This window comes from Micromonospora sp. C41 (assembly GCF_018070485.1).
Lineage (GTDB): Bacteria > Actinomycetota > Actinomycetes > Mycobacteriales > Micromonosporaceae > Micromonospora > Micromonospora chalcea.
Genome location: NZ_JAGPXP010000004.1, coordinates 152558 through 164648 on the forward strand (window position 1 = coordinate 152558; position 12091 = coordinate 164648).

Sequence of the window (12091 nt, forward strand, 5' to 3'; positions counted from 1 at the left end):
GTGGCGGCGGGGCATCGTGCATAGAGGGGCCGGGCGTGTGAGGGGTGCGTCCGGCCCCTCCCCCGTGCCCGGAGCCGCAGATGCGGCGGATCAGCCGACCGGCTGGGCCACGTTCTCCCGCACCCATTCGACGATCGACCCGGTGGTCGCGCCGGGGGTGAAGATCTTCGCGACGCCGAGCCGCTCCAGCTCCGGCAGGTCGGCCTCGGGGATGATCCCGCCGCCGAACACCACGATGTCGGTGGCCTCGCGCTCGGCGAGCAGTTCGAGGACGCGCTTGAACAGCGTCATGTGCGCGCCGGAGAGCACGGACAGGCCGACCGCGTCCGCGTCCTCCTGGATGGCGGTCTCCACGATCTGCTCGGGCGTCTGGTGCAGGCCGGTGTAGATGACCTCCATGCCCGCGTCGCGCAGGGCACGCGCGACGACCTTCGCGCCCCGGTCGTGGCCGTCCAGGCCGGGCTTCGCGACGACGACCCGGATACGAGAGCTCATCTGCGCACACCTTTCACCAGGACTCCTGACCTGAACGAACGGTAACCCGGCGGAGCGGGAGGCGGAAAGCGGGGCCTGGACCGTCCCACGCCCGGGCTACTCTCCTACCGCTCAGGCGCGGACGCGGAAAGTCGGACACCTCCGCCGATCGGTCACTGTCCGCGACGAATGGACAGTCGGAGGCCCATCCGACCGGCGGCACGAGACATGACAAGCCAGGATGGAAACGGACATAACGAATCGCCAGTTCGGCGCTTCGGCTTGTGACAGGAGTGGCAGTTGGCTAACGTGTCCACGGTTGTCATCAGGTCCACGGACGGGTGACGACGCGACACCGGAGGTTCCACCGAGCTTCACCGAACGGTCCGGAGTCGCATCGGATCCCCGACAACGGAGGGTGTGCGTGCGCCAGCGCCTGTCGTCTGAGCCCGATCGCTATCGCGGCCGCCGTCGCGTACCCACCCCCCCGCGGAGCCGCTACGCGGCGGTGGTCACCACCGCGTTCGTCGGCGCCGGCATCGTCGCCATCGGCGCGAACGCCCTTCCTGACGCCAAGAGCGTCAACCCCTCGGTCCTCGACGAGCTTCGGCAGGCCTCGGTCGCCAGCCAGGACGCGGCGGCCCGTGCCGACAGCGCCGACCGCGCGTCCCGGTCCGACCGCACCGACAGCAAGATCACCGAGCAGGACCCGTGGCTCCTGCCGCTGCACGGCTACGACTTCAAGTCCCCCTACGGCATGCGCTGGGGCAAGCTGCACACCGGCATCGACCTGGTTGCGCCGGAGGGCACGCCGTACAAGGCGGTCCACGCCGGGACGGTCACCAAGGCGGGCTGGTTCGGCGGCTACGGCTACGCGGTGATCGTGAAGCACTCCGACGGCACCGAGGCCATCTACGGCCACTCCTCCGCCGTGTCGGTCAAGGAGGGCCAGGAGGTGAAGGCCGGCGACCAGCTCGGCCTGGTCGGCAACACCGGCCACTCCTACGGCTCCCACCTGCACCTGGAGATCCATGTCAAGGGCCAGCCGCAGGACCCGGTGGCGTTCCTCAAGGAGCGCGGAGTGGACATCCAGCTCGAAATCGAAGCGATTTACGGCGACGTAGCCGCCTCCTGACGCTCAGTACGCCCCGTCACCGCCCGGATCACACGATCCGGGCGGTTTCGTTTGGCGGAAGTCTGCCACGTCACACCCGCCGGTGTGAGCGGGACCACATCGGTAGGTGATCGTCTTCGCCGATGAACCGCCCGTCCGGTCCGCAACCGGGCACGCCGCGACGGCCCGCAGCCACCGCTCCGGCCACCCGATACCCGCCACCACCTGCGCCGACACCAGTATTTCGTGGTCACGTGCCCCTCGACTGGTGAAGGATCCCGTGCAGCACAGCAGCCCCACCCCGGACAACGCTCCCGCCCGGCACCGGCGTCCGCGCCGCGCCCGGCGCACCGCATACGTGGTCACCGGCGCGGTGGCCCTGCTCGGCCTCGGCATCGGCGGCGTGGTCACCGTCGCCGACCGGTCCGCGCCGACGCCGGCCGCCGTCGACCTCGGCGTACAGGCCCGCGTCGACGACGCGGCCCGCGCCGACCGCTCGGCCCGCGAACCGATCACCCCGTCCGCCGTCCCGGCCAGCCCCGCGCCGAGCCCGAGCGCGACCACCCCGGCGCCGAAGAAGACGGCCACCGCCAAGCCCAAGCCGAAGAAGACCGTGGCGAAGAAGGCGGTGGCGAAGAAGCCGACCTGGGTCATCCCGATGAAGGGCGCGGACATCACGTCCTGCTACGGGCCCCGCTGGGGCACCCAGCACGCCGGCATCGACTTCGCCATGCCGGCCGGCACCCCGATCCACGCCGCCGCGGCGGGCACCGTGGTCAAGGCCGGCGACGTGGGCGACGGCTACGGCATCTCGGTCTTCATCGACCACCACAACGGCTACCTGACCCACTACGCCCACCAGAGCCGGCTCGCCGTCGCCGTGGGCGACAAGGTCACCGCCGGTCAGGTCATCGGCTACGAAGGCTCCACCGGCGACTCCACCGGCCCGCACCTGCACTTCGAGGTGCACCAGGGCGCCATGTGGAACCAGATCGACCCGGCGCCGTTCCTGCGCGCGCGGGGCATCGACGTGGCCTGCTGACCGCGCCACGACAGGGGCAGGGCCCGGTCCGGCCACGAGCCGGGCCGGGCCCGCTCACGCTCAGAGCTTGTCGATCGGGGCGTGCCGCAGCACCAGCCACATCGTCTGGTCGCCGAAGTCGATCTGCGCCCGGGCGCCCGGCCCGGCCCCCTCCACCGCCAGCACCCGGCCCAGGCCGTACCGCTGGTGGTTGACCCGGTCCCCGGCCGAGACCTTCGGGGCCTGCTTCAGCTCACTCGCCGTGGACAGCCGGCTGGCGTCCACGCCCAGCCGCTTCGCCAGCTCGGTCGCCTTCGGCGTGCCGCCGGCGAAGCCGCCGCGGCCCAGACGGTCCGCCCGGCCGCCGACGCCGCCGCCCCCGCCACCCCACGAGGTGTACGACCCCTCGGTGCGCTCCCAGCGGACCAGCTCCGGCGGCAGCTCCTCCAGGAACCGCGACGGCGGGTTGTACGCGGGCGCGCCCCACGCCGACCGGGTCACCGCGCGGGACAGGTAGAGACGCTGGCGGGCCCGGGTGATGCCCACGTACGCCAGCCGCCGCTCCTCCTCCAGCTCCCGGGTGTCGCCGAGCGAGCGCAGGTGCGGGAAGACGCCGTCCTCCAGGCCGGTCAGGAAGACCACCGGGAACTCCAGGCCCTTGGCCGTGTGCAGCGTCATCAGCGTGACCACGCCCTGGTGGTCCGGGTCGTCGGAGGGGATCTGGTCGGCGTCGGCGACGAGCGCCACCTGCTCCAGGAACCCGGCCAGGGTGGCCCGCTCGTCCTCGGCGCCGAGCGCCTCGATCCGTTCGGTGTACTCCCGGGCGACGCTCACCAGCTCCTGGAGGTTGTCCACCCGGCCGGCGTCCTGCGGGTCGAGGCTCTCCTCCAGCTCGGCCAGGTAGCCCGAGCGGGTCAGCACCGCCTCCAGCGCCTCCTCCGGCGTGCCGGTGGCGGCCAGCTCCCGCGCCGCGTCGAGCAGCGCGACGAACTCGGCGATGCCGTTCGCGGCCCGGGTGGAGATGCCTGGTGCGTCCTTGGCCCGGCGCAGCGCGGCGCCGAAGGAGATGCGGTCGCGCGCGGCCAGCGCCTCCACGCACGCCTCGGCCCGCTCGCCGATGCCCCGGCGCGGGGTGTTGAGGATCCGCCGCAGGCTGACCGTGTCGTCGTCGTTCACCACCGCGCGCAGGTACGCGAGCGCGTCGCGGACCTCCTTGCGCTCGTAGAAGCGCACCCCGCCGACCACCTTGTAGGGCAGGCCGACCCGGATGAACACCTCCTCGAACACGCGGGACATGGCGTTGGTGCGGTAGAAGACGGCCACGTCGCCCGGGCGGGTGTCGCCGTCGTCGACCAGCCGGTCGATCTCGCGGGCGACCCAGTCGGCCTCGGCGTGCTCGGTGTCGGCGACGTACCCGACGATCTGCTCCCCGGCCCCGGCGTCGCTCCACAGCCGCTTCGGCTTGCGCGAGGTGTTGCGGTCGATGACCGCGTTCGCCGCGTTGAGGATGGTCTGGGTCGAGCGGTAGTTCTGCTCCAGCAGGATCGTGCGGGCGTCGGTGAAGTCCCGCTCGAACTCCAGGATGTTGCGGATGGTCGCGCCGCGGAACGCGTAGATCGACTGGTCGGCGTCGCCGACCACGCACAGCTCGGCCGGCGGGATCCCCTCGGTGCCGGAGACCAACTCCTTGATCAGCACGTACTGGGCGTGGTTGGTGTCCTGGTATTCGTCGACCAGCACGTGCCGGAACCGCCGCCGGTAGCTCTCCGCCACGTGCGGGTGCGACTGGAGCAGGTGCACCGTGGTCATGATCAGGTCGTCGAAGTCCAGCGCGTGCGCCTCGCGCAGCCGCCGCTGGTAGAGCGTGTACGCCTCGGCGAGCGCCCGCTCGTTCGGCCCCTTGGCCCGGCCGGCGAACTCCTCCGGGTCGACCAGCTCGTTCTTCAGGTTCGACACCTGGGCGGCCAGACCCCGGGCCGGGTAGCGCTTCGGATCCAGGTCCAGCTCGCGGGCGACCATCTGCATCAGCCGGCGCGAGTCGTCCGCGTCGTAGATCGAGAACGTCGACTTCAGGCCGGCGTGCTCGTGCTCGGCCCGCAGGATGCGTACGCACGCGGAGTGGAACGTCGACACCCACATCATCCGGGCGCGCGGGCCGACGAGCGCGGCCACCCGCTCCTTCATCTCGCCGGCGGCCTTGTTGGTGAAGGTGATCGCGATGATCTCGCCGGGATGCACGTCCCGGGCGGCAAGCAGGTAGGCGATCCGGTTGGTCAGCACCCGGGTCTTGCCGGAGCCGGCGCCGGCCACGATGAGCAGCGGGGAGCCGGCGTGGGTCACCGCGTCCCGCTGGGGGCCGTTCAGGCCGTCGAGGAGGGCCTGCGGGTCCGACCCGGGGGCCCCGGGGCGGCGCGGCGGGGTCGGCCGGGACTCCGGCGCAGGCGGGGACGCGGGGATGTCGAAGAGAGGATGCATCGCAGTCCGAGTCTATGCCGTCGGCCGGACACTTCCCCGCCCGCGCGGCCGGTCGGCGCCCGGCGGCACGTCTCACCTGTTGGTGCGTCTTCTTGCGCGCCCGCCCGGGTGGTCGGCATACTCGACGACGTGTTCGATCAGCGCTTCTACTTTTACTACGGCACCGGGAGTCCGGCAGCCGTGGGTCGCGCCTGATCACAGACCTACGAAACGCCCCGGGCTCGGAGAGCCCGGGGCGTTTCCGTCCCGGGATCCGGGTACCGGGCCCGAGCCCCGAGAGGGACGACGATGATGACTGACGTGGTGGAGTCCAGCGGCAGCCCGGCGCGCAACGGCCGGCCGGCCGACGCCGACCCGAGCGGCGCCGCGGCGTCCCGGACCGGCACCGACGACGCGACGGCCGCCGAGCGGATCGGTGAGATCCGGCGGCGGATCGACGAGATCGACAGCACGCTCATCGCGCTCTGGCAGGAGCGGGCCGCGCTCTCCCAGGAGGTCGGCGCGACCCGGATGGCCTCCGGTGGGACCCGGCTCGTGCTCTCCCGCGAACGGGAGATCCTGGAGCGGTTCCGGGCCGAGCTCGGCGCGGACGGCACCCAGCTCGCGCTCCTGCTGCTGCGCGCCGGTCGCGGCCCGCTGTGACGCCGTGACGCCCCCGGATACGACGAACCGCCTACCGGCGTCGAGTTGACGCCGGCAGGCGGTCCGGTTCGGTTCAGGCCGCGTCGTGGGTGACGACGATCTCCCGCTTCTCCGCGAAGTGGCAGGCGCTCGGGTGATCCGAGCCCGGCCGGATCTGGAGCAGCGGCACCTCCTGGGCGCAGACGTCCTGCGCCTTCCAGCACCGGGTCCGGAACCGGCAGCCCGAGGGCGGGCTGACCGGCGAGGGGACGTCGCCCTGGAGCCGGATGATCGCCTTGCTCTCGCGCACCGTCGGGTCGGGCACCGGCACCGCCGACAGCAGCGCCTGGGTGTACGGGTGGGTCGGACGCTCGTAGATCTCGTCCTCGGTGCCGATCTCCACCATCTTGCCCAGGTACATCACCGCGACCCGGTCGGAGAGGTGACGCACCACCGACAGGTCGTGGGCGATGAAGACGTACGACAGCCCGAACTCGGCCTGGAGCTTCTCCAGCAGGTTCATCACCTGCGCCTGGATGGAGACGTCCAACGCCGACACCGGCTCGTCGCAGACGATCACCTCGGGCCGCAGCGCCAGCGCCCGGGCGATGCCGATGCGCTGCCGCTGACCGCCGGAGAACTGGTGCGGGTAGCGGTTGATGTGCTCGGGGTTGAGGCCGACCAGGTCCAGCAGCTCCTTGACCTTGCTGCGCCGGCTGCCGCGCGGGGCCACCTCGGGGTGGATCTCGAACGGCTCGCCGATCAGGTCACCCACCGTCATCCGGGGGTTCAGCGAGGTGTACGGGTCCTGCATCACCAGCTGGATCTGCCGGCGCAGCCGCCGCAGCGCGCCACCGGAGAGCTTGGAGATGTCCTGGCCCTTGTAGAGCACCTGGCCGCCGGTCGGCTTCTCCAGGTTCATCAGCACCCGGGCCAGCGTCGACTTGCCGCAGCCGGACTCGCCGACCACACCGAGCGTCTCGCCGGCCTTGAGGTCGAAGGAGACGCCGTCGACCGCCTTGACGTGGCCGATGGTCTTCTTGAACACCACGCCCCGGGTCACGGGGTAGTGCTTGACCAGGTCACGAACCTCGATGATGTTCTCAGTCACGGTTCACCAGTTCCTCGGCGAAGTGGCAGGCGCTGGCCCGGCCGTTGCCCAGTTGCAGCAGCGGCGGGACCTTCTCCCGGCACACCGGCTGCGCCATCGGGCAGCGCGGGTTGAACGCGCAGCCCGGCGGGATGTTCATCAGGTTCGGCGGGAGGCCCTTGATCGTGCGGAGCTCCTGGCCCTTCTCGTCCATCCGCGGGATCGAGTTGAGCAGGCCGAGCGTGTACGGGTGCGCCGGCTTGCGGTACAGGTCGTAGACGTCGGCTTCCTCGACGATCCGGCCGGCGTACATGACCGCGATCCGGTCCGCGACGTCGGCGACCACGCCGAGGTCGTGGGTGATCAGGATCATGCCCATCTGCCGTTCCCGCTGGAGCTCACCGAGCAGGTCCATGATCTGGGCCTGCACGGTCACGTCCAGCGCGGTGGTCGGCTCGTCGGCGATCAGCACCTCGGGGTCCAGCGCCAGCGACATGGCGATCATGGCGCGCTGCCGCATACCGCCGGAGAACTGGTGCGGGTAGTTGCTGAACCGGCCCTTGGCGTTGGGGATCTTCACCTGGTCGAGCATCTCGATCGCGCGCTTCTTGGCGTCCGAGCGGCTCATGCCGCGCCGGATGCGGAACTGCTCGGCGATCTGGAAGCCGACTGTGAAAACCGGGTTGAGGGCCGAGAGCGAGTCCTGGAAGATCATGGCGATGCCCTCGCCCCGGATCCGCCGCCGCTGTTCGGGGGACATGGTGAGCATGTCCTTGCCGTGGAAGCGGACCTGGCCGCCGGTGACGAACCCGGGCGGGGTGTCCAGGATGCCCATGATGGTCTGCGCGGTGACGCTCTTGCCGGAGCCCGATTCGCCGAGCACGGCGAGGGTCTCCCCCGCGTCGACGTGGTACGTGACTCCGTTGATGACCTTGGCGACGCCGTCCCGGGTACGGAACTCCACCCGAAGGTCGTCGACCTCGAGCAGCCGGCCCGAGGGGCGACCGGATCCGTCGGCGCCCGGCGCGGACTGCTCGGACACGAGAATGTCGGACAACTCAGTTCCCCTATCGAAGCTTCGGGTCGAGGGCCTCGCGGACCGCCTCGCCGAGCATGACGAAGCTCAGCACTGCGGCGACGAGGAACGCGGAGGGGAAGAACAGCAGGTACGGCGAGACCCGGATGTAGTTCTGCGCCTCGCTGATCATGATGCCCCAGGAGACGACCGGGCTCTTCAGGCCGATGCCCAGGAACGAGAGCGTGGCCTCCGCGCCGATGAACGAGCCGACCATGATCGTGCCGTAGACCAGAAGCGGGGCCAGGCAGTTCGGCAGCAGGTGCTTGAGGATGATCCGGCCGGTGCTGGCGCCGAGCGCGCGGGCCGCGACGATGTAGTCGGCCTCCTTGGTGGCGAGCACCGAGGAGCGCATCAGCCGCATCACCACCGGCCAGCTCAGCACGCTCAGGGACAGGATGACCAGGCCCATGATCGTCCACTCGCCGTTGTCGGTGCCGGAGCCGTTGAACGTGGTCAGGATGACGATCGAGCCGAGCACGAACGGCAGGCCGAAGAAGATGTCCGCGACACGGGACAGCAGCGCGTCCACCCAGCCGCCGCGGTAGCCGGCGATGATGCCCATCGTGCCGCCGACGAGCAGCGTCAGGACGGTGGAGACCACTGCGACCACGATCGAGGCGCGGGCGCCGTAGATGACCCGGGCGTAGACGTCGCGGCCCTGCACGTCGTAGCCGAACCAGGCGGCCGACGACGGCTCGACCCGGCTGCGGTCCAGCGAGCCGTTGACCGCGTCGCCGGAGGTGAACAGCCACGGGAAGGCCGCCATCACGAGGAAGATCAGGATGATCGTCGCCGAGATCCAGAACAGCGGCTTGCGGCGCAGGTCGATCCAGGCGTCACCGAGCAGGCCACGCGGCTTGTTCTGCTTCGCGCTCTCCGGCAGGCCCGCGTTGGTGGGCGCGCCCGACCCCGCCTCGGTGGGCATGGTCGCGGGCGGCGTCGACACGATCGACGCGGTATTCGGGTCACTCATGCCCGTACCTCGCTGCGCTCGGCGCGGGCGTGGTTACCCGCGCAGACTGCTGGGACGTTTCGTACGCTGCGGCGGTCACTCATAGCGGATCCTCGGGTCGAGGGCGGCGTAGAGCAGGTCCACCACCAGGTTCATGATGAGATAGACGAGCACCAACACCACGACGATGCCGACAACGGTAGCGCTCTCCTTGGTGACGATCGAGCGGAGCACCTGACGGCCGATGCCGTTGATGCCGAAGATGCCCTCCGTCACGATCGCGCCACCCATCAGCGCGCCGAGGTCGGTGCCGAGCAGGGTGACCACCGGGATGAGCGAGTTGCGCAGCAGGTGCACGCCGACCACGCGGCGCATCGGGAGGCCCTTGGCGATCGCGGTGCGGACGTAGTCGGCACGCCGGTTCTCGGCGATGCTCGTACGCGCCACCCGGGCGATGTACGCCATCGATGCGCTTCCGAGCACGAAGCCCGGCACGATCAGTTCACTGAACCGCATCTCGTTGGACACGGTCGGGTTGATGATGCCCCACTTCACACCGAGCAGCCACTGCAGCACGAAGCCGATGACGAAGACCGGGAGGGCGATCAGGAAGAGGGTGGAGACCAGGACCAGGTTGTCCAGGAAGCCGTTGCGCCGCAGGCCGGTGAGGATGCCGGCGCCGAGACCGATCACGGCCTCGATGGCGAGGGCGACCACCGCCAGCTTCAGGGTGTTCGGGTACGACGTGGCGATGATGTCGCTGATCTCGCGACCGCCGAACGTGATACCGAAGTCACCCTGCAGAAGGTTCTTCATGTAGCTGGCGTACTGCACCCAGATCGACTCGTCGAGGTTGTACTTCTCGGTCATCATGGCGCGGTAGTTCGGCGGGCAACCGCGGTCGCCGCACTTGCCGGCGAAGGGGTCACCGGGCACTGACCAGACGAGCCAGTAGATCAGGAACGTCGTACCGATGAACACCGGCACGAGTTGCAGCAGCCGTCTCAAGAGATAACGGCCCATGGGGTGGTCCTCCAGACAGGGAGCGCCGGGGCGGGCCGGCGCGGCGGCGACAACGTTGCGAGGGGTTCGTTGTACACCCCCTCGCGGAACGGCCCCGGGTCGGGCTCACCGGTAGGCGAGCCCGACCCGGGGTCAGAGCGTTCGGATCAGAGCTCGACCGAGGTGATGTCGAGCTCGCCGACGTTGGTCAGCTCGAGCTTCTTGATCTTCTCCGAGTGGCCGGACTGCTGGCCACCGAAGTAGATCGGCATCGACGGAACGTCCTGGTCGATCAGCTTGACGGCCTCAGCGAACTTCTTGTGGGCCTCCTCGATGCTGGGGGCCGCGGTGGCCTCCTTCGAGAGGGCGTCCACCTGCGGGTTGCTGTACTTGCCGTCGTTCGAGGAACCACCGGTGACGTAGAGCGGGTTGATCCAGTTCTCCACGTCCGGGTAGTCCTGCTGCCAGCCGGCCCGGTACGCGCCGGTCATCTTGTAGGCGTTGATGTTGGCGCGGAAGACCGCGAAGGTCGGCACGCCGACGGCGACCGCGTCGATGCCCAGGTTGGTCTTGATCTGCTGGGCGACGGCCTCCATCCACTCCTTGTGGCTGGCGTCCGCGTTGTACGACAGGGTCAGCTTGCCCTGGAAGCCACCGGACTCGGCGTAGAGCTTCTTGGCCTCGGCCACGTCGAACTTGCAGGCGGTGCAGTTGCCCGGCTCGGCGCCCGGGGTCAGCGGGTTGGCCCAGCTGTCGGCCGGCTTACGGGTACCGAAGAAGATCTTGTCGGTGATCGCCTGCCGGTCGATGGACAGCGAGATCGCCTTGCGCAGCTTCGGGTTCTGGAAGCGCTTGTCGTAGATCGGGAAGGCGATGATGCCGGTCGACGGGGTGGTCGAGGACATGGCCCGCTCGGCCAGGTCGGTCTTCCACTTGTCACCGGCCAGCGCGGAGACCGGAACCTGCTGCTGGAAGTCCAGGTTGCCGGCGAGCAGGTCGTTGTAGGCCGCCGTGTCGTCCTGGTAGATCTTGACGGTGACGTCCTTGATCTTCATCTTGTCGCGCAGGCTGTAGTCGTCGAAGCGGGTCAGCTTGATCTCGACGTCGTCCTGCCAGGAGACGAGCTTGACCGGGCCGTTACCGATCGGCTTCTTGCCGAACTCCGCCGGGGTGGTGGAGAAGAAGGCGTCCGGCAGCGGCACGAAGGCGCTGTAGCCGAGCTTGGTCGGGAACACGGCGGTCGGCGCGTTCAGCGTGACCTCGAAGTTCCAGTCGTCGACGACCTTGAGGCCGGACATGTCCTTGGCCTTGGGCTCCGGGGCCTTCTGCGGGCCGTCCGGGCCGTCCGGGTCCTCGGTGTAGACCTCGTCGAAGCCCTGGATGTCGGAGAAGAAGGAGGCGTTCTGCGCGCCGTTCGGGCCGTACGCCGCCCAGTTCCAGGCCTTGACGAAGCTCTCGGCCTTGACGGTGGTGCCGTCGTGGAACTTGGTGTTCTGCTTGATCTTGATCTTGAAGACCTTCGAGTCGCTCGTCTCGATCGACTCGGCGAGCAGGTTCTGCGGCGCCCCACCGTTGTTGGGGTACTCGACCAGACCGCTCCACATCCAGTCGATGATCGCGCCGCCACCGGTCTCGGTGGTGTTCGCCGGAACCAGGGGGTTCTCCGGCTGGGTACCGTCGATGACGATCGCGCCGTCCGAGCTGGCGCCGGCGTCGCCACCGTCGTTGTTCCCGCTGGAGCAGCCGGACGCGACGAGCGCGAATGCCGCGCCCACCGCGAGCGCGCCGCTCGCCCGCTTCGAGACTCTCATTCCGAGGGGCCTCCTCTTTCTTAACCTGGTTCCGTCGTGGGTTTCACGCACGTTTGGGGGTGACACCACCGGCGACCCGGACAAGCCGGACGTCGGTTTACCGCAGAGGATTTCGGGACACCCCAGGGGTACCGATCCGCCGGGCGCCACACCTTGGACGTGGGCACCGCGCAGGGTCGACAACCACGCGGCGACGCTGGTGGCGGCGTCCACGTGGTCGGCAGGCCCGACGAGATGCCTCACACCGGGGGGTGAGGTGCTGCCACTGTGACACCCACCGGCCCTTTCCGTGAAGGTGCCGTTATCAAGACGTTAGTTGCCCGCCACGTTGCCGATACTTGAGAAAAGATCACAAAGCGTACGGACGATAGGGCCCTGAACAGGCAAGACGGGCACATGGAGGTTGACGGGCATCCCTGCCGCCCGCAAGCGCTGTGACGTGGACCGCGCCCG

10 protein-coding genes are annotated in these 12091 nt (G+C 69.6%); 3 read left to right on the forward strand and 7 right to left on the reverse strand.

Going from position 1 to position 12091, the window contains the following annotated elements:
• Positions 1-90: 90 nt before the first annotated feature.
• Entirely contained in the window at positions 91-495 is a 405-nt protein-coding gene (locus KBX43_RS06505; RefSeq protein ID WP_030501512.1) for a cobalamin B12-binding domain-containing protein, read from the reverse strand.
• Positions 496-898: 403 nt separating this feature from the next.
• Between KBX43_RS06505 and KBX43_RS06510 the strand changes: the two genes are divergently transcribed.
• Positions 899-1609, forward strand: coding sequence for a M23 family metallopeptidase (locus tag KBX43_RS06510; RefSeq protein WP_043328356.1), 711 nt, complete (start codon positions 899-901; stop codon positions 1607-1609).
• Between the two features lie 259 nt (positions 1610-1868).
• Complete coding sequence (locus KBX43_RS06515) at positions 1869-2630, forward strand: M23 family metallopeptidase (protein ID WP_176722804.1); 762 nt, start codon at positions 1869-1871, stop codon at positions 2628-2630.
• 60 nt (positions 2631-2690) lie between these two features.
• On the opposite strand, the gene pcrA is transcribed toward KBX43_RS06515, so the two are convergent.
• Positions 2691-5084: a DNA helicase PcrA gene (pcrA, locus tag KBX43_RS06520; protein ID WP_210883749.1), complete on the reverse strand. Its 2394-nt coding sequence runs from the start codon at positions 5082-5084 to the stop codon at positions 2691-2693.
• Between the two features lie 288 nt (positions 5085-5372).
• Between pcrA and KBX43_RS06525 the strand changes: the two genes are divergently transcribed.
• On the forward strand, positions 5373-5726 hold the full coding sequence (locus KBX43_RS06525; protein ID WP_043328352.1) for a chorismate mutase: 354 nt from the start codon (positions 5373-5375) through the stop codon (positions 5724-5726).
• Between the two features lie 73 nt (positions 5727-5799).
• Here the strand turns inward: KBX43_RS06525 and KBX43_RS06530 are convergent, their stop codons facing one another.
• The 5 genes from KBX43_RS06530 to KBX43_RS06550 form a co-directional block, all read right to left on the reverse strand.
• A complete protein-coding gene (locus tag KBX43_RS06530; protein WP_210883751.1) occupies positions 5800-6816 on the reverse strand; it encodes an ABC transporter ATP-binding protein in 1017 nt (338 codons plus the stop codon).
• Positions 6809-7837 (reverse strand): ABC transporter ATP-binding protein, encoded by a 1029-nt coding sequence (locus KBX43_RS06535; protein WP_043328350.1) that lies wholly within the window; start codon positions 7835-7837, stop codon positions 6809-6811. Before KBX43_RS06535 ends, KBX43_RS06530 begins: the two co-directional genes overlap by 8 nt.
• A 25-nt stretch (positions 7838-7862) precedes the next feature.
• The gene (locus KBX43_RS06540) at positions 7863-8846 is read right to left on the reverse strand and encodes an ABC transporter permease (RefSeq protein WP_043328349.1); all 984 of its coding nucleotides are present in this window, start codon (positions 8844-8846) and stop codon (positions 7863-7865) included.
• A 75-nt stretch (positions 8847-8921) separates the two neighbouring features.
• Positions 8922-9848: an ABC transporter permease gene (locus KBX43_RS06545; RefSeq protein ID WP_013288523.1), complete on the reverse strand. Its 927-nt coding sequence runs from the start codon at positions 9846-9848 to the stop codon at positions 8922-8924.
• Between the two features lie 146 nt (positions 9849-9994).
• The gene (locus tag KBX43_RS06550; RefSeq protein ID WP_043328348.1) at positions 9995-11638 is read right to left on the reverse strand and encodes an ABC transporter substrate-binding protein; all 1644 of its coding nucleotides are present in this window, start codon (positions 11636-11638) and stop codon (positions 9995-9997) included.
• Positions 11639-12091: the final 453 nt, after the last annotated feature.

What these genes read in the sequence shown, in the direction of transcription:
- KBX43_RS06545 (WP_013288523.1), bottom strand. Translation starts at nt 9,848, where the DNA reads ATGGGCCGTTATCTCTTGAGACGGCTGCTGCAACTCGTGCCGGTGTTC.
- KBX43_RS06505 (WP_030501512.1), bottom strand. Translation starts at nt 495, where the DNA reads ATGAGCTCTCGTATCCGGGTCGTCGTCGCGAAGCCCGGCCTGGACGGC.
- KBX43_RS06550 (WP_043328348.1), bottom strand. Translation starts at nt 11,638, where the DNA reads ATGAGAGTCTCGAAGCGGGCGAGCGGCGCGCTCGCGGTGGGCGCGGCA.
- pcrA (WP_210883749.1), bottom strand. Translation starts at nt 5,084, where the DNA reads ATGCATCCTCTCTTCGACATCCCCGCGTCCCCGCCTGCGCCGGAGTCC.
- KBX43_RS06540 (WP_043328349.1), bottom strand. Translation starts at nt 8,846, where the DNA reads ATGAGTGACCCGAATACCGCGTCGATCGTGTCGACGCCGCCCGCGACC.
- KBX43_RS06525 (WP_043328352.1), top strand. Translation starts at nt 5,373, where the DNA reads ATGATGACTGACGTGGTGGAGTCCAGCGGCAGCCCGGCGCGCAACGGC.